The organism is Phenylobacterium sp. (genome assembly GCF_022402485.1).
GTDB lineage: Bacteria > Pseudomonadota > Alphaproteobacteria > Caulobacterales > Caulobacteraceae > Phenylobacterium.
The window spans coordinates 35389-54065 of sequence record NZ_JAKRSA010000009.1 but is presented as its reverse complement, the minus strand read 5'-3'; the positions used below and the strand labels follow the sequence as shown (position 1 = coordinate 54065).

Below are 18677 nucleotides of genomic sequence, written 5' to 3'. Positions count from 1 at the left end.
AGACCAAACTCCTGGCCCTAGAGGGGTGTTATGGGTTTTCCGCTCTCTGAACTGCTGGCAAAGGGGCCGCAGGCTTCCCGCCTGGGGCCTGGCCTGCTTTGGGTCCTGGACGCCTGTGGGGCAGTTGTCTTCGCCCTGGGTCTGGCCGGTGCCGTCACGGGGGCGATTCTGGCCGGGACGAGCCTCTGGCCCTGGCTCGCCCTATTGGTCTTTGGAGCCCTGTTGCGGGCGTTCGCCCTGTTTGCCGCCACCGCCGCGGGGGCCCGGCGCGCCCGTCGGCTCAAGCGGTATCTGCGAGAGGCCACCCTGCGCGCCGCCCTGCGCGCGCCTCCTGGTCAGGCCGCGCCTGTGGGGGAACGCGCCGCGGCGGTGGTCGACGAGGTTGAAGCTCTGGACGGCTGGTTTGCCCGCTACGAGCCACTGGGCCTGGCGGCGCGGATCAGTCCGGTCGTGGTCCTGGCCGCGGTCGCCGTGGCGAGCCCGATCACCGCGCTGATCCTGGTCGGGGCCCTGGTTCCTTTCGCCCTGATCATGGCCCTGGCCGGCATGATGGCGGCTGAAGCGGCGCGGGCGCAGTTTGCAGCCCTTGGCCGGCTGTCGGGGCTGTTTGTCGACCGGGTCCGGGCCCTGCCGGTGGTGCTGGCCTTCCAGGCCGAGGTGGCCGAAGCCGCACAGGTGGAGGGGGCCGCCCGGGGGGTGGCCCGTCGAACCCTGGCCGTCCTGCGCCTGGCCTTCCTGTCCTCGGCAGGTCTTGAGTTTTTTGCAGCTCTCTCGGTGGCCCTGGTGGCCGTCTATGCCGGCTTCAACCTGTTGGGCCTGCTGCCAATCCCGGTTCCCGAAAAGCTGGATCTGGCCCGGGCCCTGTTTGTCCTGGCCCTCGCGCCGGAGGTCTATCTGCCCCTGCGCCGGCTGGCGGGTGCCTATCACGACAAGCAGACCGGTGAGGCGGCGGCCGAGCGGCTGGCGGCCCTGTTGAGCGGGCCAGCGATTCCGGTGCCCGCCGACACAGGCCCTGATCAGGCTCCAGAGATTTCCTTCGAGAAGGTTCAGATCACCTATCCCGGCGGCGTGGAGATCGGACCGGTTAGCTTCACCGCCCCCGCCGGCAAGATCACGGTCCTGTTGGGCGCCAGCGGGTCTGGCAAGACCTCGCTGCTGTCGGTGCTGGTGGGGGCAGCGCCCCTGTCGGGGGGGGAGGTCCGTCTGGACGATCTCAGACTGTCGACGGCCCGTTCTTTTGCCCGATCGGTGGCCTGGGCCGGCCAGAGTCCCGCCCTGGCACCTGGAAGCGTGGCGGCCAATATCGCCCTCGGTTGTCCTGGAATCGCCCCTGAAGATGTGGCGGCAGCGGCCAGGACGGTTGGGCTGGAGCGCGCCATGGGGCACCGCGCGGCGGGTCTGGACACCGTTCTGAATGAACGGGGATCTGGGCTCTCGGGGGGCGAACGGCGGCGGATCGGATTGGCCCGGGCCTGGCTGAAGCCCGCGCCAATCCTCTGTCTGGATGAGCCGACGGCGGATCTGGATGCGGGGGCTGAGGACGAGATCATTGAAATCCTCACGACCCTGGCCGGTGGGCGGACCGTGCTCATCGCCACTCACTCCGAACGGGTAGCGGACATGGCTGATCATGTGGTGCGCCTGACATGATGGGATCGCTTCAGGATCTGGTGGCCGAACAGCGAGCGCGACAAGCGACAGCCCTGGGGCTTTCGGCCCTGTCGGCGGCGGTCCTCGCCCTTTGCGCTGTTCTGCTCATGGGGCTGTCAGGCTGGTTCATCGCCGCCGCCGCCGCCGCCGGCGCAGGCAGCACCGCCGTGATCATGGCCTTCAACTATCTGCTGCCGAGCGCCGGCATCCGGCTGCTGGCCATCCTGCGCACCGGCGCGCGCTACGGCGAGCGGCTGAGCGGTCATACCGCAGCCTTGAACGCCTTGGCCGAAATCCGTCCCGCGCTCTACCGGGCCCTGGCCCGGGGGCGGCCGGAGGCGGCGCTCGCCCTGTCCTCTGGGGAGGCCTCGGCCCGCCTGGTTCAGGACGTGGACGCTGTGGAGACCCTGTTTGTGCGGCTTTCGGCACCTTGGGCAGCAGCAGCGGCGCTTGCTGCGGGACTGGCCCTGACGCTGCTGGCGGGACTTGCGGCGGCGCTGTGCCTGCTTGGGGCCATGGGAGTTTTGCTCGGGGCCGGTTGGGTGCTGGCCCGAAGGGTTTCCACCGAACCCGGACGGGAGGTGCAGGTGGCGGTCGGGGGCCTGAAGGACGCTGTGGCCGCCTATCTGGCCGCAGGTCCGGACCTGGTCTGCTATGACCTGGAGGATGTGGCCGTTGCCGCTGTGCTGTCCCATGACCAGCACCTGGGCAAAGCTCAGGGACGACTGGTGGACGGCGAAGCCCTGATGGCCGCCTTGCAGGCGGTGACCAGCGGCCTGGCGGTTGCCGCCGTGCTGGTGGTCACCCGGGATGCGGCAATACCCATGGTCGCCCTTGCGGCCTTGAGCACCCTGGTCTCCCTCGAAGGTGCCGCGGGGCTGTTGCGCGCCTATGAGCGGGCCGGTGCCGCCGGCGAGGCTGAGCGCCGTTTGAACCAGATCCTGGCACCGGCAGCGGCCTCGACGCCGGGCGCGGACCCCTTTGGTCCGCGGGATCTGACCCTGCCGATTGGTGATGGCGTGCAGCTCTCCCCAGGGACCCGCGCGGCGCTCATGGGCCCCTCAGGCTGTGGCAAGACCCAGATGCTCGAACGTCTGATTGGTCTGCGCACCGAGGGGTTGGGGGGGCTGGCCATCGCAGGCGCCCCCCTGGCGCGTCTGGCCCCGGACTTCATCCGCGCCCAGTTCGCCTATGGGCCTCAGGATGCGCGCCTGCTGACGGGCAGTATTCGGGACAATCTGCGCCTTGGGTCGCCACGGGCAGGGGATGCGGAGATGTGGCTGGCCCTGGCCGATGCGGCCCTGGAGGAGCGGGTCTCGGTCTTGCCAGGAGGTCTGGACGCGTGGATCGGCGACGGGGGTGCAAGGCTCTCTGGGGGGGAGCGGCGACGCCTCTCCCTGGCCCGGGCCCTGCTGCGTCCGGCACCCTGGCTGGTGCTGGATGAACCCACCGAAGGGTTGGACGGCAGGACCGAGGCCCTGGTCATCGACCGACTGTCCCAGCGACTGGCACGCACGGGGCAGGGTCTGCTGCTGGTGACGCACCGGCCAGCGCCCCTGGCCCTGTGCCAGCATCGTTTTGCCCTTGCCCCCGATAGCCGTCGCCCCGAGACGGAGCCTGCGGCCGGATGAAAAAAGACACCGGCGCAGCGGGTCCAGTTCCGTCTGGGGCGGAACCGGGCGCTGCGCCGGCGAGCGCTGAGTTTCCCGCCACAACGGGGTAGGTGCGGCGGGCATTCTATCTCGTCAGGTCCGGGCGCGGGCCTTTGGCGGGCCGTGCGCTCGATGGCCTATTCGGCGAGACGTTCCAGCGCATCCCAACGGGTCACGCGGAACCGCCGGCAGCCGTCGAACTCGACGACCGAGGCGCCCTGGAGCTGGGTCAGCATCCGCGAGACGGTTTCAATGGTCAGGCCCAGATAGTCGGCCATGTCCTGGCGACCCATGGGCAGGGCGATCTGATCGGACCGGTCCCGTTGGGCCAGGTCCATCAGGAAGGAGGCGACCTTTTCGCAGGCGGTCTTGCGACCCAGCACCAGCAGGTGCTCCTGGGTCCGCTCGAGCTCACGGCGGGTGGCCTGCCAGAGGGCGCGGTCAAGGTCTTCATCGCCGGCGAAGGTCTTCACCGCCGAGCGCTTGACCACCAGCAGGGTGGAGTCACAGAGGGCTTCGGCGGAGAAGCGATGCAGCTCGCCGGTCTCCAGGCCCACAAGATCGCCGGGATAGTAGAAGCTGCCGACCTGACGGCGGCCGTCGCTCAACAGGCGGGTGGTCCGAACCGCACCGCTGACGACGATGTAGAGAAGATCGGCCTCCTCATCCTGGCAGAAGATCTCCTCGTCCTTGGCGAAACTCATCCGCAGGCCTAACCGCTCCATCACCTGAGCGATGCCGGGTGCGGCGGTGGCGAGGGGGGCGTCGGAGGCGTAGGCGAGGGTCATGGCGGAGGTCCTTGAGCCGATGACCTCATCCTGGCGCGCGCCGCCTTGGCCTGACATTCGGGTCTGCTACCTAAGTAGTTGTCCGGATAGGCACCGCGTGGAACCAAATGGCCTTATCTCGCAAGGCCTGTCCTTGACCCTGGTCAAGGCGAGCAGGCTGCATCCAGGATCAGTTCAGGTCGTCAGGAGCGCGACCCATGACCAGCCCCCGAACCCCAAGCCGCAAGATCCTGTTGATCAATGGGCATCCAGACGCCCATCCCAACCGCCTCTGTTCGGCGCTGGCCACGGCCTATGGGGAAGGCGCAGAGGCCGCTGGCCATCAGGTCAAGCGGATCGAAGTCGGTAGCCTTAATCTGCCCCCCATTACCTCGAAGGTGGCCTTTACGGCTCCAGTTTCCCCAGACGTCGCCGAAATCCAGGCCGCCGTTCGTGACGCCGATCACCTCGTGATGATCTATCCCCTTTGGCTTGGTGCGCCGCCGGCGGTGTTTAAGGCCTTTCTGGAGCAGGTGTTCCGTTATGGCCTGGCCCTGGCTGCGCCGGGGGAGGCCAAGGGCGTGAAAGGTCTCCTTGGCGGCCGTTCAGCGCGGGTGGTCGTGACCATGGGTATGCCGGGCTTCATCTTCCGACTGGTTTTCTTCGCTCACGGCTTGAAGTGCGTCAGCCGGGGCCTGCTCTGGATTTCAGGCGTCCGTCCTGTGCGCGAGATGGCTCTGGGACCTGCGGAGTCCCCCAGCCCCGCCCAGCGTCTGCGGTGGCTGGCGCGTATGCGTCGCCTGGGCGCAGCAGCGGCCTGACCCTCAGAGCGGCAGGATCCGGTGGATATGCCCCAGCAGAAGATCGCCGAGCAGGGGCTTTTCGACCACCTGCGCCTGTAGCCGCACGGCCCTGGATCGCACACCAGGGGTCGGATTGCTGGTGATCAGAATGGCTGGCAGGTGCACGCCGCGATCGCGCAGGCTCTGTAAGGCGTCGAGTCCCGACATGCCGCCCAGGCGATAGTCCAGAACCAGACAGGCCTCATCCTCTGGCAGGGGCTGCTCCACCAGTTCCTCGCCCGTGGCGCAGGACTCCACCCGGTAGCCCTCAATCTCCAAGGAGAAGGTCAAGGCCCGACGCAGGGCCGCATCGTCGTCCAGCAGGACGACCACGGGCGCGGGGCGGATCAGGGTCATAGACTCGGCAATCATGGGCCACGCGGTCAGAGAGCGGGAGAAGGAATCATATGGTCGGCCAAGGCCACGGGCCTTGATCCAACGCAAAAGGCCTCGATCAGACGCTATAGCCGCGCCCCTAGACGGCTGATCTACGGTCGAACCAACAGCACCATACGGATGAGTTCAGATAGCCCCCGGGCTCCTGTCTTCGACATCACATTGGCGCGGTAGACTTCCACAGTCCGCGGGCTGATGCCGAGTTCATGGGCGATGACCTTGTTCAGTTTGCCCTCAACAACCCCATCGAGAACCTCGTGTTCCCGAGGCGACAGGCTGTCGAGCACCGTACGAATGCGCTCGCGCTCGGGATCTTCGCTGACGGAGGCTGGCGGGGCCTGGGCGGCGCGGATCGCCGCCAGCAGAGCGTCCTCCTCGAAGGGCTTTTCGAGGAAATCGACCACCCCGGCCTTCATGGCCTCCACGGCCAGCGGCACGTCCCCATGTCCCGTGATCATGATAACCGGATAGGTGCAGCCACGGGTTTTCAGGCGACGCACCAACTCCAGGCCGGTCATCTCCGGCATGCGGATGTCCGTGACGATGACACCGGCAGGCACAGTCTCCAGCGCCTCAAGGAACTGGAGCGCCGACTCGTAGGTTTGCGCCTTGAGTCCGGCGGTATCCAGAAGGAAAGCGAGGGAGTCTCGCATCGCTTCATCGTCGTCGATTACGTGGACCACAGACTCAGTCATTGGTCTCCAAATCCTCACGGCTTACCGCCCGAAGGGTGAAGCGGAAGATCGTCCCGCCGGTCGGATTGGGTTCGGCCCAGATCCGACCCCCGTGCGCTTCTACTATGGTTCTCGAGATCGACAGCCCCACTCCCATACCTTGCGGCTTGGTGGTGACGAAAGGCTGGAACAGTTGATCCATCATCTGGGGGGCGATACCGGGCCCGGTGTCCTGAACAACCACCTCGACCCTGTCATCGGCCGCCCGCCGCGACAGGACCGTCAATTCCCGCTTCGTGGAGGTCTCCATGGCGTCGATGGCGTTGCGCATCAGGTTCAGCAGCACCTGCTGGATCTGCACCTTGTCAGCCAGGACCAGGGCCAGTTGATGATCCAGATCGAAGCGCAGACTGACCCCACGCTCCTTGGCACCGATCATGGCCAGGGCGCCGGCCTCTTCCAGCAATTGCGGCAGGTTCTCGATGCGTCGGTCAGACTCGCCCTTGGACACGAAGTCCCGCAGACGACGAATGATGTGCCCCGCCCGTAGGGCCTGTTCGGTGGCGCTGGACAGGGCACCCTTGATCTTGTCGCGGTCCAGCTCCGGGGCGTCTAACAGGCGCTCAGAGCCCTTCATGTAGTTGGCGATCGCCGACAGAGGCTGATTCAGTTCATGGGCCAGGGCTGAAGCCATTTCTCCCAGCGCCGTCAGACGGGAGACATGGACCAGTTCAGACTGCAGATCCTGCACCCGGCGCTCGGTGCTCTGGCGCTCGGTGAGGTCGCGGACAAAGCCGGTGAAGAACCGCTTTCCGGCGGTTTCCATTTCGCCGACCGCCAGCTCCATGGGGAAGGTCGAGCCATCTCGGCGGGCCCCCACCACCACCCGGCCGATGCCGATGATCCGCCGTTCGCCGGTCTGCATATAGCGTTGCAGATAGCCATCATGCTGCTCCCGATAGGGACCGGGCATCAGCACTGAGACATTCTTTCCGATGGCCTCTTCGGCAGTCATGCCAAACAGCCGCTCAGCGGCAAAGCTGAAGGACCGCATCATCCCTTGATCGTCGATGACGATCATGGCGTCTGGCACCGTCTCCAGGATCGAGCGCAGTCGGGCTTCGCTCTCTGCCAGATGCAGCAGCGCTTCAGCGCCTTCGGCGGTACGTCTCTGGAGGTGGGCGCCGGCGGCGGCGATGGCCAGTCCGCTGATCACGAACAACAGGCTGTCGACCCGGTTGGGTGCCCCCGTGAAGATGGCGTGACCGCCCAGTGCCCAGATGCAGGCCATGCCGCCAAAGGTCGCCAGGAGGGCAGGGCCTGCGCCGCCCAGGAGCCCCCCCACCACGGCAGCGGGCAGGAACAGCAGATAGAAGGTGCGCTCCCCCACCAGGGGCAGGAGCGCCACGTAGAGCGCGCCAGACAGGGCCGTGGCCACCGCCGCCCAAAGGTAGGCTGTCCAGGCGGGTCGGCGACTTGCGACGCTTTGCCAAGTGAGCCAGTGCATGGAGAGATGCGGTAGAAGGGCGCGAGGCGCTTGGCAAGCGGTCGGAAAGCCCTGTGCGGACCCCAGGGGCAGGCCGGGGTGTTTATCCTCGATGGCGACAGGGTTGAGGGAGGCTTCTCAGAATGGATGGTTTCGGGTGGTTGCCGTTTCTCATGGCGGCGGTGCTGATCGAGCTCACCCCCGGACCAAACATGGGCTACCTGGCCTTGGCCAGCGCGCGACGGGGCTGGGGCGCTGGGATGCTGACGGTGGTCGGCGTCACCCTGGGCCTTGCCGTGCACATGATTGCTGCGGCCGTCGGGCTCTCACAGTTGGCTGTGGCCCAGCCCGTTCTCTATCAGGCCCTGCGATGGGGTGGAGTGATCTATCTGCTCTGGCTGGCCTGGGACGGTTGGCGCAGCCAGGGCGGCGCAGCCGAGCCTGAAGAGCGTGCCCTGGGGGACTGGCGGGATGTTCGCAGGGGCTTTGTCACCAACCTGCTCAATCCCAAGGCGCTGATCTTCTATGTGGCGGTCCTGCCGAGCTTCGCCCCCGCACAGGCCGAGATTCCCTTGAGTGCATTTCTGCTGCTGGGCACCGTTCACCTGGGGGTCTCAGTCGTGATCCACACCGCGATCGTGGCCCTGGGGGCCAGGGCCTATGGTTGGGTGGCGCGGGCTGACAAATCGCCTCTGGTCCAGGCCGGCTTTGCGCTCGGCCTGGTGGCGGTGGCGGGCTGGGTCGCCTGGAGCACCCGGGGCGGCTGAGCGCCCGGGTGCGATACAGGACGGCTTAGCGCTTGGCGCTGTTAACCCAGGTGGACACGCCGAACAGGGTGACGGCAAAAGCGGCGAAGGTGGCCAGGACCAAGCCCAGATACAGGTCGTGAGCGCTCATGGAAGTTCTCCTCTCTCGGGAGGCGCAGGATCAGTCCAGTTTAGTCGGGCGACTATTCCGGAGCGGTGCCTAGGTAGGACTACGGAGGCTACGGCGCCGGGCCCCCCAGCTAGAATGGGACGTCCGCAACGGTGGAGACTGGCGATGCGTAACGCTCTGGTGGTTCTCAGCTTGGCGGGGGTTCTGGCGGCCTGCGCGTCGATGGCACCGGGGCCTTCGATGCCTGCAAGTCCTGCCGCCGAGCGCGGCCTGCAGTTTGTCACCCGCTCCTGCGCTGGCTGCCACGCGGTCGGCAATGTCGGACAAAGCGCCAACGCCGTGGCACCTCCCTTCGCCAGTGTGCGCATGCGCCATACGGCCATTGGCCTCGAACGGTCCCTGGCCCAGATTGCCCGGGACGGTCATGGGGAGATGCCGCCGATCTATATGACGGCGGCCGAGGTTCAGGACATCGTCGCCTATGTAGAGTCGCTTGCGCCCGTGAGCTAGCGGCGCACGCCAGCCTTGTACATCGACCCACGGGCTCGGCTCCGCCGGGATGCTTCTGGAGTCACATGACGGCGCGGTCGGCCCAGTAAAAAGGGGTCGGCGCGGACGCCGACCCCCTGTCGTCTTTGTCTCTAAGTCGGTTTGAACCGGCTCAGGCCGCTTGCAGATTGGCCGCTGACATCTTGCCGTTGCGGGCGTCGCGCTGCATTTCGAAGCCGAGTTTCTGGCCCTCATGCAGCGACGCCATGCCGGCGCGCTCCACAGCTGAAATGTGAACGAAAACGTCGGCACCGCCATCATCAGGCTGGATGAAGCCGAAGCCCTTTTGGCCGTTAAACCACTTCACGGTTCCCGTGCTCATGTTGATCCCTTTCCGGGTCTAAATATTCACACGCCCAATATTGGTCATGCGATCAAATCTTCGGAGAGGGTCCAGGAGTCCAGTCGTCGTACAAAGTGCGTCGCGGTGGAATTTAGGCTAGCCAAAACGATATTCGATGGATGTTTATCGCACGAAAGACACGAAATTTGCAAGAATATTTTTAAGCGCAGCCAGACTTGCAGCGAAATATCCTATACACTGCTCACCATATCTCGTTCTGGCCGCCGGCTCTCAATGCGTTCATCGCCCTGTGGCGGCTGCGGCCTGACACTTCAGGAGCCTGCCATGCGCGAAATTCGGGATCGGATCATCTTCACGGTGGCTCGCCATGACGGCTACTGGGCCGTTGAGCAGGATGGCGCCTTCTCTGATCACAGCATCGACAAGGAAGAGGCCAAGGCCGCCGCCAACAAGCGGGCCCGCGCGGCTCAGGATAAGGGCCAGCCCTGTCTGGTTCGGGTCAGCGGCGAGCACGGCTTCTTCGCAACGGCCTGATTCCGGTACAGCCTGTACACGCATTAGGCGCCCCGCAGTGGTCCTGTGCAGCTTCCTCTTTTCACGTGGAGTGAAACCTGCGCCATAATTAGGGGAAGAGACTCATTGCGCCTTGGCGCGCACCCTGACTGAGGACTTCAAGACCCATGCCTTTGACCCTTTCTTCCGACATCTGGTCCCACGCCCGTCGGGGCCTGATGGGCGCGGCTCTGGTTCTCCTGGTTGCCGGCTGCGGCCAGCAGGCGAGCGAGGAGGCCGCGACGGAAGCGGCGGTGCCGGCCCCGCCGGCGGTGGCCGAGCGTCAGGAAGGCTTCAAGGCCATGGGGGCTGCCTTCAAGGTGGTCAATGATCAGCTGAAGTCGGATGCGCCAGACATGGCCGCCATCGCCGAGGCCGCCGACCGGATGAATGGTCTGGCCGGCGAGATCCCCACCTGGTTCCCAGCTGGCTCTGGCCCCGATGATGGTGTCAAGACCGACGCCCTGGCCACGGTCTGGAGCGATCCGGAGGGCTTTGCCGCGGCTCAGGTGACCCTGGTCACGGCGACAGTCACCCTGCAGCAACTGGCGGCGGCTGGGGATGCGGCGGGCTTGCGTGAGCATGTGAAGATGGTCGGCGCCAGCTGCGGCGGCTGCCACGACAAGTACAAAGCCGAGTAGTCTGCGGTGACCCCCAAGACCACGCCGGTCAGGGTCTGGGATCTTCCCACCCGGCTGTTCCACTGGCCCCTGGTCGTCCTGGTGGTTGTGGCTTGGCTGACAGCCGGCGAGCAGATGAACATCCACCGCTACAGCGGTTACGCCATTATCGGCCTGCTGGTCTTCCGCCTCTATTGGGGGGTGTTCGGCGGGTCGACGGCGCGGTTCTCCAGCTTCGTGCGAGGCCCGGGCGCGGTGCTGGCCTATGTGCGCAACTGGCGGACAGCGCCGCTCGTCGCCGGGCATAACCCCCTGGGCGCACTCAGCGTGCTGCTGCTGATCGGCCTGCTGATCGTCCAGGTGGGCCTGGGGCTGTTCGCCATCGACGTGAACGGCATCGAGTCTGGCCCCTTGGCTCAGCACATCACCTATGAGGCAGGACGTTGGGTCTCAGAGGTACATGAACTGAACTTCCGGTTCCTTCAGGCGGCCATCGCCCTGCATCTGCTGGCCATCGCCGTCTATCTGTTGGGCAAGCGCCGGAACCTCATCACTCCGATGATCACGGGCCAAGACGCCGTTGCGGGCCTGCAAGGTGAACTCCAGCCCGCGCCGCTCTGGCGGCTGGCCGTGGGGGTTGTGTTGTCCGCCCTGGTGGTGGCCCTGATCGCCCAGGCAGGTTAGACGGCTGACCCCTACCTCCTGTCTGTGGGCTTGAGCGTTTCCCACCTTGTGAGAAATGCTCTAGTCAGCCGGCCCATGATCCTGACCCTTTCCTGCGCTGACCGGCCCGGCATCGTCAGCCGCGTGGCAAACTTCCTGTTCGAGCGCGGCGGCAATATTCTCGACGCCCAGCAGTTCGGGGATGTGGAAACCGGCCGGTTCTTCATGCGCGTGGTGTTTGAGGCCAGCGATCGCCCCGTGGAAGGCTTGCGAGAGGCCTTTGCGTCCATCGGCGCAGAGTTTTCCATGACCTGGACGATCCGTGACCCCAGGGTGCGTCGCAAGGTCATGATCCTGGCGTCCCAGGCCGACCACTGCCTGTCAGACCTGATCTGGCGCTGGCGGCGGGGCGAACTGCCCATGGACATCCGCGCGGTGGTCTCAAACCATCCGGCTGAGACCTATTCCAGCATCGATCTCAGCGGTCTGCCCTTTCACCACCTGCCGGTGGGACGGGACACCAAGTTGGAGCAGGAGAGCGCCATCTGGGCGCTGATCCAGGCCACCGGCGCTGAACTGGTGGTGCTCGCCCGCTATATGCAGATCCTGTCCGATGGCCTGGCCGCCAAGCTGGAGGGGCGCTGCATCAACATCCATCACTCCTTCCTGCCGGGCTTCAAGGGCGCGCGGCCCTATCATCAGGCCCATGCCCGCGGGGTGAAGGTGATCGGGGCGACGGCCCACTATGTTACAGCCGACCTCGATGAAGGTCCGATCATCGAGCAGGACGTGGAACGGATCAGCCACCGCGACACGCCCGCCGCCCTGATCCGCAAGGGCCGCGACATTGAGCGCCGGGTGCTGGCCAGGGCGGTGCGCTGGCACCTTGAGGACCGCGTCCTTTTGAACGGTGCCAAGACCGTGGTCTTTACCGACTAGTCCGCTGCCTCAGTAGGAGCGCGGCAAACCCAGGACGTGCTCAGCCAGATAGGCCAGGATCAAATTCGTCGAGATCGGGGCCACCTGATAGAGGCGGGTCTCGCGGAACTTGCGCTCTACATCGTACTCCTCGGCGAAGCCGAAGCCCCCGTGGGTCTGGATGCACATGTCGGCCGCCGCCCAGGAGGCCTCTGAGGCCAGGAGCTTGGCCATATTGGCTTCTTCACCGGCCCCTTCACCGGCTTCGTAGCGTGCGGCGGCCTCATAGGTCATGAGTTTGGCCGCCCGGACCTGGGCATAGGCCCGGGCAATGGGGAACTGCACCCCCTGGTTCTGACCGATGGGACGGCCAAAGACCACGCGGTTGGTGGCATAGGCCCGCGCCTTGTCCACGAACCAGCGTCCATCGCCGATGCACTCGGCGGCGATCAGGATGCGCTCGGCGTTCATGCCGTCGAGGATGTAGCGAAAGCCCTTGCCCTCTTCGCCGATCAGGCAGTCGGCCGGAATTTCCAGATCATCGAAAAAGAGCTCTGTGGTGGCGTGGTTGAACATGGTGCGGATCGGCTTGATCGTCAGGCCGCGCCCGACGGCCTCGCGCATGTCCAGCAGGAAGACCGACAGCCCGTCGGTCTTCTTAGTGGTTTGATCCCTCGGTGTAGTCCGGGCCAAGAGGATCATCAGGTCGGAGTGTTCAGCTCGGCTGATCCAGACCTTCTGGCCGTTGATGACATAGGACTCGCCCCGGCGCACCGCCTGGGTGGTGATGGCGGTGGTGTCGGTGCCGGCGCCAGGTTCGGTGACGCCAAAGGCCTGCAGCCGCACTTCGCCAGAGGCGATCTTCGGTAGCCACTGGGACTTCTGCGCCTGGCTGCCATGCCGCAGCACGGTGCCCATGGTGTACATCTGGGCGTGCACGGCTGCGGCGTTGCAGCCGCTGGCATGGATCTCCTCCAGGATGGCGGCGGCCGCCGACAGACCCAGGCCGCTGCCCCCATAGGACTCTGGGATCAGCACGCCCAGGAGCCCGGCCTCGGTCAGGGCCTGGACGAATTCTGTGGGGTAGCTCCGTTCCCGGTCTCGGGCGCGCCAGTACTCTCCAGGGAAGCCTGCGCAGAGCCGGCGCACGGTCTCCAGGACCGCATCGTGCTCACTGTCATGGCCCATGATCGTCTCCCAGCTGGACGGTGTCTTACAGCCCTTAGAGGAGGCGGCGGTCTTGGGAAACCACGCCCCAACGTCAAGGGGCGCAGAGTTCTCGCCCGTCGCCTCACGCCCCGCTGGCGCTTGGCCGCGGGATGCGGCAGATGGCGCAGATCAACCCGATCCTTATGGAGCTCGACCCTTGGACAAGCTCAAGGCGCTGGTCACCTCGCCGCGCACCGAGAAGATCGTCACCGCCCTGATCGTGCTCAATGCGATCACCTTGGGACTGGAAACCAGCGCCTGGGCCATGGCCAATTTCGGCCCCGTCCTGCTGGCCCTCGACCGGGCCATTCTGGCGATCTTCGTGGTGGAGATCGTGGCGCGGATCGCGGTTCATCGGCTGGCCTTTTTCAAGGACCCCTGGAGCCTGTTCGACTTTGCGATCGTGGCGATCGCCCTGGTGCCGGCATCCGGGGCCTTTTCGGTGCTGCGGGCCCTGCGCATCCTGAGGGTGTTGCGGATGATCACCCTGGTGCCGTCCTTGCGCCGGGTGGTCGGCGCCCTGATCAGCGCCCTGCCGGGGATGGGCTCGATCATCCTGTTGATGACCCTGATCTTCTATGTGGCGTCCGTGATGGCCACCAAGCTGTTCGCCGCCAGCTTCCCGGAGTGGTTCGGGTCGATCCCCGCCTCAGCCTATTCCCTGTTCCAGATCATGACCCTGGAGAGCTGGTCCATGGGCATCGTGCGGCCGGTGATGGAGGTCTACCCCTATGCCTGGGCCTTCTTCGTCCCGTTCATCCTCTGCACCACCTTCACCATGCTCAACCTGTTCATCGGCATCGTGGTCAATGCCATGCAGAGCGAGCACGAGGAAGAGGCCCAGGCTGAGCGCCAAAAGATCGAGGCGGACTTGCATCAAGCAAGCCTTGAGCGTCAGCAGGTTCATGCTGAAGACGCCGCCGATCTTGCAGCGCTGCGGGTTGAGCTCTCAGCTCTGCGTCAGGAGATCGGGACCCTCACGGGAAGACTCGCCGAGCGCTGAACAGACTCAGGCTTAAGCATTGGTAGAGAGGCTATCGGCTAGTTTAGGACTCAGTACACTCTATTCGCCCGTTTTCAGGAGGTTCTCCCATCGCCCGAGGAAGCCGCCAACTCCTGATCGCTGTCGTGCTCTGCGGCGGCTACATGGCCAACCTCTGGCTGACCAATGCCTTGCGGGATGCCACCGGCGTCGGGGCGGTCTGGACGGCCAATGCCTTTGTCATCGGTGCCATCCTGCTGCTGCCGGCCAGGTGGACCCTGGCGTGTCTTGCGACCGGATTTGCCCTTCAGACGGCCCTCATTCTGGCCCTGGGGAACCCGCTCTACGCGGCGGTGGGCTACAGTCTGTTGAATGTGCTGGAGGCCCTGGCGGTGGTCTATCTGGCGCGGCGTTTCAATGCGGTGCGACTGACAACCCCTGGCCGCTTCGCCACCCTGATCTTCCTCGTTCTGGCACCAGTGCTCGCCGTGGCCGCCCTTCTGCTTGGCCTGGGAACTCTGGCCATTACCGGCGAGTTCCCCGCCGCCATGCTGCTGAACCGGTTTGCGGCGAAGCTGCTGGGCATGTCGATCGTCCTGCCTGCTATCCTTCTGCTGGGTCAGGAACGTCGCAAGAGTCTGCTCTCCAAGCGCTCCTTTGAGATGGTTCTAGGCTTTGCCGCTGTGGCGCTGCTGGTGTTCTTGATCATCACGCCGGCCGCGCCCATCGCCCTGCTGGCCATGTTCCCCGTGGTGACCATCCTTGGCCTGCGCACCGGCCCCCAGGCTGTCACCGTCGCCATGGCCGTTGCCTGTGTGGCCCTGATGACCGTCGGGGTCGCCTGGGGGCGCACCCCGGTGCTGGCCGATACGCACACCCTGTATCAGCAGGTCACCATCTTTCAGGTCTATCTTGGCCTGGTGTTCGGGACGGGCCTGATCACCGCCTTGATGGCCATCCACCAGCAACGGCTGCGGGACCTGATCCTTCGGCGCTCAGTGACCCATCAGCGGGCCAGACAGCGTGCGGAGGCGGCCTCGGTGGCCAAGACCGACTTCCTGGCCACCATGAGCCACGAAATCCGCACCCCGCTGAACTCCATCATCGGCTTTGCCCAGGTGCTGGAGCTCGACAAGGACATGCGCTCCGACAGCCGCCGCCAGATCGAGCTGATCCGGAGGTCCGGCAACGCCTTGCTCACGGTCGTGAACGACATCCTCGACTTCTCCAAGGTTGAAGCCGGACGGATCGAGCTGGACCCCAAGCCCGTGGATCTGACGGTGGTTTGCCGCGAAGCCCTGGCCATTGTCGCAGAGGCGGCCAACGCCAAGGGTCTGTCCCTGACCATGGTGACCGACGGCGAGCTGATCGGCGGCCATGTCTGCGACGATCATCGCCTCTGCCAGGTGCTGCTCAACTATCTGAACAATGCCGTGAAGTTCACGGATGCGGGCCATATCACCCTGACCCTGGCCGTGACGCCTGAGGGCAGCAGAGACCGGGTGCGGATCTCTGTCGCCGACAGTGGCGTTGGCATCGCCAACCCGGCGTTGGCGGGACTGTTCCAGCGGTTCAGCCAGGTCGACTCCTCCGTCAGCCGGACCCACGGCGGGTCGGGGCTGGGGCTGGCGATCTGCAAGGGTCTGATCGAGGCCATGGGGGGTGCAGTCGGGGTGGAGTCTGCCCCTGGCGCCGGTTCAACCTTCTGGCTGGAGCTGAGTCTTGAGCGGGCTGGAGAGCCTGTTCAGGCGACCGACGAGGCCCACGGGGATGAAACGCTGCAAGCCCATGTGCTGCTCGTGGATGATCACCCGATGAACCGGGAGCTGGGCGTTCTGATGCTGCAGATCCTGGGCTGCACCGCCGATGTCGCCTGCGACGGCCGTGAGGCGATCGAGGCGGCCAAGTCCCGCCGCTACGACGCGATCCTGATGGACGTGCATATGCCGATCGTCGATGGACTGGCCGCCACCCGCGCTATTCGAGCCCTTGAGGGGCCTATCGCAAGTACGCCGATCATCGCCATGAGCGCCGATGTTTTGCCGGAACAGGTGGCCCGCATGCGAGAGGCTGGCATGGTCGACAGTGTCGAAAAGCCGGTGAAGATTGAAAACCTTCACGCCTGTCTCAGCCGTTGGATCGGCGGGAGGACTTCAGGCGCCGAAGCCGCCTGAAGCGGATCTGCCATCGTCAGGGGTGGGAATCGCGCTCAGCGGTTCGAGTTTTGTCCCAGGCGCCGAACTCATAGGCGATGCAGCGGTCGATCAGGGTTCGCCAGACAGGCTCGGCGATAGCCTCTGACAGGCCGGCGTCACGGGCGGCGGCCCGGACCTTGGCCACCACATCCTCAATCCGCGCCTCGTCGCGCACCACGCCCCGATGAGGCTTGATCCGCGCGGCGGCGTCCATGAACCCCTGGCGTTCGGCCAGCAATTTGACCAGCGCCCGGTCGAGGGCATCGACCCCCTGACGGACCTCGGCCATGGTCTGGCAGTCTGCAGGGGCCTTGTGGTCGTCGATCTCAATCAGCATTCAACACTCTGGTCGCTTCGGCGGGCGTCGGACTAGATGCCCGCGCCGTTGTCTATGGCCCGCAGGGCAGCCTCGTGGGCCTCAGCCTCAGCTGTAATCCAGGCGGTGAACGCCTTGACCTGCGGCAGCCGGCCCTTGGCCTTGGGATGGACGAGGTAATAGGCGAAGTCCACCGCCGTGGCGATCTGTAACGGTGCCACCAGTCGCCCTGCCTCCAGATCGGCCTGGGCCAGGGTGCGCTTGGCCAGCGCCACGCCCCGGCCATTGGCGGCGGCCTCAATCACCAGGCTCGACTGGTTGAACCTTGGACCCCGGGACCCGTCCACGGTCTTGAGGCCCCGGGCGGCCAGCCACATGGCCCAGTCCGGGCAAGAGGCGTCGAGTTCAGCCGATCCATCGTGCAGCAGGATGTGATTGATCAGGTCAGCGGGGTCCTGGAGCGGGATCTTGGCCATCAGGTCGGGACTGGCCACGGCCAGCACCGTTTCGCTCATCAGGCGGGTGACCTCCAGGCCGGGATAGCGGCCCGAGCCATAGCGGATGGCCAGGTCAACCTCGCCGGTGCTGAGATCCACTAGCTCCATGCCGGCCGACAGCCAGACATCGACCTGGGGATGGGCCTCTTCGAACTTGCCCAGGCGGGGGACCAGCCACTTGGCCGCGAAGGATGGCGCGGCCGTGATGCTGAGACGGCGACCGTCCACGGCAGCGGTAAGCAAGGAGGCGGCCTCAGCCAGACGGTCGAAGGCCTCGCGCAGGGCGGGCAGGGCGGTCTGGGCGGCGTCGGTGAGCAACAGCCCCTTTGGGGTGCGCTTGAACAATGCCGCGCCCACATAGTCTTCCAGGTTCTGAATCTGCTGACTGACCGCGCCTGGGGTCACCGACAGCTCATCGGCGGCCCGGCTGAAATTCAGGTGGCGGGCGGCGGACTCAAAGGCCCGCAAGGCGTTCAAAGGTGGCAGCCGACGGCGGTCGCCGCTACGTTCAGCCTGTCGTTCCATGAGTTTTCCTGAACCCCCGGGCAGAACTCCTTGGGTTGCGAAGTGGGGGAGTTGTCGCCAGTTTGCAAGCGTCCGGCGATGTAATGGCCCTTTTATCGGCGGAGATTCGACGGAGTGGACCCTGTTCCGCTCCGTCGGCTTTTGGGGCTCAAGAGTATTAGAGAAGCTAAACCCATGGTGCCCAGCGAGCGATCCAACCGGCGAAACGGCGGCCTCGTCCTGCTCGACGGCTCAAACGCGCGCACGGTGGGGACGGTCTGGCTGGTGGGCGCAGGCCCCGGCGATCCGGAGCTTCTGACCCTGAAGGCCCTGAAGGTGCTGCAGGGGGCCGATGTGGTGGTCCACGACGGCCTGGTCTCGGCGGAAATTCTCGATCTTGCGCCAACCGCCGCCCAGAGGATCAGCGTCGCCAAGCGCAAGTCGCGCCACGCCTATCCCCAGGACGAGATCAACCGAATGCTGGTGGCCTTCGCCCTTCAGGGCCTGAAGGTCGTGCGGCTGAAGGGCGGCGATCCGTTCATTTTTGGTCGGGGTGGCGAGGAGCTTGAGGCGTGCCGCGCGGCCGGCGTCGCCTGTGTCGTGGTGCCGGGTGTGACAGCGGCTCTCTCGGCCGGGGCCAGCGCTGGTGCGCCCCTGACCCACCGCGGTCTCGCCCAGGCCGTGACCTTTGTCACCGGCCATGCGGCCCGGGACGGAGAGCCGGACCTGGACTGGGAAAGCCTGGCCCGCCCCAATCAGACGGTAGTGATCTATATGGGCGTCTCCACGGCGGCGGGGATCGCCCGCAGGCTGATCGAGGCCGGCCGAGCGCCCGCGACACCTGCACTGATCGTCGAGAACGCCAGTCGGCCGGACGAGCGCCGGATCGTCACCCTACTGGCTGACCTTGCCAACGCCGCTGCGCCTGTGAAAGGCCCGGCCCTGCTGATCGTCGGTGAAGCCATGGCCCTGGCTGTGGCCGGCGAACCTTGGCAGACGACGCAGATTGAGGCTCGCGCCGTCGA

General features: G+C 65.7%; 19 protein-coding genes and 1 pseudogene. 12 read left to right on the top strand and 8 right to left on the bottom strand.

Going from position 1 to position 18677, the window contains the following annotated elements; all coding sequences use genetic code 11:
* The first annotated feature begins 30 nt into the window (after nt 1-30).
* Both cydD and MH112_RS01535 read left to right on the top strand, forming a co-directional pair.
* Nucleotides 31-1650, top strand: coding sequence for a thiol reductant ABC exporter subunit CydD (gene cydD / locus MH112_RS01540; protein WP_296562972.1), 1620 nt, complete (start codon nt 31-33; stop codon nt 1648-1650).
* The gene (locus tag MH112_RS01535; RefSeq protein ID WP_296562971.1) at nt 1647-3281 is read left to right on the top strand and encodes an ATP-binding cassette domain-containing protein; all 1635 of its coding nucleotides are present in this window, start codon (nt 1647-1649) and stop codon (nt 3279-3281) included. The genes cydD and MH112_RS01535 overlap by 4 nt, the downstream gene beginning before the upstream one ends.
* Nucleotides 3282-3439: 158 nt before the next feature.
* On the opposite strand, the gene MH112_RS01530 is transcribed toward MH112_RS01535, so the two are convergent.
* Entirely contained in the window at nt 3440-4090 is a 651-nt protein-coding gene (locus tag MH112_RS01530) for a helix-turn-helix domain-containing protein (protein WP_296562969.1), read from the bottom strand.
* 197 nt (nt 4091-4287) lie between these two features.
* Here MH112_RS01530 and MH112_RS01525 point away from each other — a divergent pair, with 197 nt between their 5' ends.
* Nucleotides 4288-4890, top strand: coding sequence for an NAD(P)H-dependent oxidoreductase (locus tag MH112_RS01525; protein WP_296562968.1), 603 nt, complete (start codon nt 4288-4290; stop codon nt 4888-4890).
* A 3-nt stretch (nt 4891-4893) separates the two neighbouring features.
* On the opposite strand, the gene MH112_RS01520 is transcribed toward MH112_RS01525, so the two are convergent.
* From MH112_RS01520 to MH112_RS01510, 3 genes are all read right to left on the bottom strand, one after another.
* Nucleotides 4894-5283 carry a response regulator gene (locus MH112_RS01520; protein ID WP_296562966.1) on the bottom strand — a complete coding sequence of 130 codons (390 nt, stop codon included), beginning with the start codon at nt 5281-5283 and terminating at the stop codon, nt 4894-4896.
* Between the two features lie 116 nt (nt 5284-5399).
* Entirely contained in the window at nt 5400-6002 is a 603-nt protein-coding gene (fixJ, locus tag MH112_RS01515) for a response regulator FixJ (RefSeq protein ID WP_296562964.1), read from the bottom strand.
* A complete protein-coding gene (locus MH112_RS01510; RefSeq protein WP_296562962.1) occupies nt 5995-7488 on the bottom strand; it encodes a PAS domain S-box protein in 1494 nt (497 codons plus the stop codon). Before MH112_RS01510 ends, fixJ begins: the two co-directional genes overlap by 8 nt.
* A gap of 122 nt (nt 7489-7610) precedes the next feature.
* On the opposite strand from MH112_RS01510, the gene MH112_RS01505 reads away from it, so the two are divergent.
* Together MH112_RS01505 and MH112_RS01500 are read left to right on the top strand one after the other, a co-directional pair.
* Nucleotides 7611-8234: a LysE family translocator gene (locus tag MH112_RS01505; protein WP_296562960.1), complete on the top strand. Its 624-nt coding sequence runs from the start codon at nt 7611-7613 to the stop codon at nt 8232-8234.
* A 274-nt stretch (nt 8235-8508) separates the two neighbouring features.
* Nucleotides 8509-8853 carry a cytochrome c gene (locus tag MH112_RS01500; RefSeq protein ID WP_296562958.1) on the top strand — a complete coding sequence of 115 codons (345 nt, stop codon included), beginning with the start codon at nt 8509-8511 and terminating at the stop codon, nt 8851-8853.
* Between the two features lie 151 nt (nt 8854-9004).
* Here MH112_RS01500 and MH112_RS01495 read toward each other — a convergent pair whose 3' ends face one another.
* Complete coding sequence (locus MH112_RS01495) at nt 9005-9214, bottom strand: cold-shock protein (protein ID WP_296562956.1); 210 nt, start codon at nt 9212-9214, stop codon at nt 9005-9007.
* Between the two features lie 306 nt (nt 9215-9520).
* Between MH112_RS01495 and MH112_RS01490 the strand changes: the two genes are divergently transcribed.
* The 4 genes from MH112_RS01490 (at nt 9521) to purU (ending at nt 11970) form a co-directional block, all read left to right on the top strand.
* Nucleotides 9521-9730 (top strand): hypothetical protein, encoded by a 210-nt coding sequence (locus MH112_RS01490; protein WP_296562954.1) that lies wholly within the window; start codon nt 9521-9523, stop codon nt 9728-9730.
* Between the two features lie 146 nt (nt 9731-9876).
* Nucleotides 9877-10389, top strand: coding sequence for a cytochrome c (locus tag MH112_RS01485; RefSeq protein WP_296562953.1), 513 nt, complete (start codon nt 9877-9879; stop codon nt 10387-10389).
* Between the two features lie 6 nt (nt 10390-10395).
* Complete coding sequence (locus tag MH112_RS01480) at nt 10396-11052, top strand: cytochrome b/b6 domain-containing protein (RefSeq protein ID WP_296562951.1); 657 nt, start codon at nt 10396-10398, stop codon at nt 11050-11052.
* Between the two features lie 75 nt (nt 11053-11127).
* Nucleotides 11128-11970: a formyltetrahydrofolate deformylase gene (gene purU / locus MH112_RS01475; protein ID WP_296562950.1), complete on the top strand. Its 843-nt coding sequence runs from the start codon at nt 11128-11130 to the stop codon at nt 11968-11970.
* A gap of 9 nt (nt 11971-11979) precedes the next feature.
* Here purU and MH112_RS01470 read toward each other — a convergent pair whose 3' ends face one another.
* Nucleotides 11980-13137: an acyl-CoA dehydrogenase family protein gene (locus MH112_RS01470; RefSeq protein WP_296562948.1), complete on the bottom strand. Its 1158-nt coding sequence runs from the start codon at nt 13135-13137 to the stop codon at nt 11980-11982.
* Nucleotides 13138-13315: 178 nt separating this feature from the next.
* Here MH112_RS01470 and MH112_RS01465 point away from each other — a divergent pair, with 178 nt between their 5' ends.
* Nucleotides 13316-14161, top strand: a complete 846-nt coding sequence (locus MH112_RS01465) for an ion transporter (protein WP_296562946.1) — start codon at nt 13316-13318, stop codon at nt 14159-14161.
* Between the two features lie 143 nt (nt 14162-14304).
* On the top strand, nt 14305-16314 hold the full coding sequence (locus MH112_RS01460) for an ATP-binding protein (protein WP_296562944.1): 2010 nt from the start codon (nt 14305-14307) through the stop codon (nt 16312-16314).
* A 16-nt stretch (nt 16315-16330) separates the two neighbouring features.
* Here MH112_RS01460 and MH112_RS01455 read toward each other — a convergent pair whose 3' ends face one another.
* Nucleotides 16331-16672: a chorismate mutase gene (locus MH112_RS01455; RefSeq protein ID WP_296562942.1), complete on the bottom strand. Its 342-nt coding sequence runs from the start codon at nt 16670-16672 to the stop codon at nt 16331-16333.
* Nucleotides 16673-16704: 32 nt separating this feature from the next.
* On the bottom strand, nt 16705-17673 hold the full coding sequence (gene gcvA / locus MH112_RS01450) for a transcriptional regulator GcvA (protein WP_296562940.1): 969 nt from the start codon (nt 17671-17673) through the stop codon (nt 16705-16707).
* 174 nt (nt 17674-17847) lie between these two features.
* Here gcvA and cobA point away from each other — a divergent pair.
* Nucleotides 17848-18627, top strand: a pseudogene (cobA, locus tag MH112_RS01445) (uroporphyrinogen-III C-methyltransferase); the annotation flags it as partial.
* Nucleotides 18628-18677: the final 50 nt, after the last annotated feature.

What these genes read in the sequence shown, in the direction of transcription:
- cydD (WP_296562972.1), top strand. Translation starts at nt 31, where the DNA reads ATGGGTTTTCCGCTCTCTGAACTGCTGGCAAAGGGGCCGCAGGCTTCC.
- MH112_RS01535 (WP_296562971.1), top strand. Translation starts at nt 1,647, where the DNA reads ATGATGGGATCGCTTCAGGATCTGGTGGCCGAACAGCGAGCGCGACAA.
- MH112_RS01530 (WP_296562969.1), bottom strand. Translation starts at nt 4,090, where the DNA reads ATGACCCTCGCCTACGCCTCCGACGCCCCCCTCGCCACCGCCGCACCC.
- MH112_RS01525 (WP_296562968.1), top strand. Translation starts at nt 4,288, where the DNA reads ATGACCAGCCCCCGAACCCCAAGCCGCAAGATCCTGTTGATCAATGGG.
- MH112_RS01520 (WP_296562966.1), bottom strand. Translation starts at nt 5,283, where the DNA reads ATGATTGCCGAGTCTATGACCCTGATCCGCCCCGCGCCCGTGGTCGTC.
- fixJ (WP_296562964.1), bottom strand. Translation starts at nt 6,002, where the DNA reads ATGACTGAGTCTGTGGTCCACGTAATCGACGACGATGAAGCGATGCGA.
- MH112_RS01510 (WP_296562962.1), bottom strand. Translation starts at nt 7,488, where the DNA reads ATGCACTGGCTCACTTGGCAAAGCGTCGCAAGTCGCCGACCCGCCTGG.
- MH112_RS01505 (WP_296562960.1), top strand. Translation starts at nt 7,611, where the DNA reads ATGGATGGTTTCGGGTGGTTGCCGTTTCTCATGGCGGCGGTGCTGATC.
- MH112_RS01500 (WP_296562958.1), top strand. Translation starts at nt 8,509, where the DNA reads ATGCGTAACGCTCTGGTGGTTCTCAGCTTGGCGGGGGTTCTGGCGGCC.
- MH112_RS01495 (WP_296562956.1), bottom strand. Translation starts at nt 9,214, where the DNA reads ATGAGCACGGGAACCGTGAAGTGGTTTAACGGCCAAAAGGGCTTCGGC.
- MH112_RS01490 (WP_296562954.1), top strand. Translation starts at nt 9,521, where the DNA reads ATGCGCGAAATTCGGGATCGGATCATCTTCACGGTGGCTCGCCATGAC.
- MH112_RS01485 (WP_296562953.1), top strand. Translation starts at nt 9,877, where the DNA reads ATGCCTTTGACCCTTTCTTCCGACATCTGGTCCCACGCCCGTCGGGGC.
- purU (WP_296562950.1), top strand. Translation starts at nt 11,128, where the DNA reads ATGATCCTGACCCTTTCCTGCGCTGACCGGCCCGGCATCGTCAGCCGC.
- MH112_RS01470 (WP_296562948.1), bottom strand. Translation starts at nt 13,137, where the DNA reads ATGGGCCATGACAGTGAGCACGATGCGGTCCTGGAGACCGTGCGCCGG.
- MH112_RS01460 (WP_296562944.1), top strand. Translation starts at nt 14,305, where the DNA reads ATGGCCAACCTCTGGCTGACCAATGCCTTGCGGGATGCCACCGGCGTC.
- MH112_RS01455 (WP_296562942.1), bottom strand. Translation starts at nt 16,672, where the DNA reads ATGCTGATTGAGATCGACGACCACAAGGCCCCTGCAGACTGCCAGACC.
- gcvA (WP_296562940.1), bottom strand. Translation starts at nt 17,673, where the DNA reads ATGGAACGACAGGCTGAACGTAGCGGCGACCGCCGTCGGCTGCCACCT.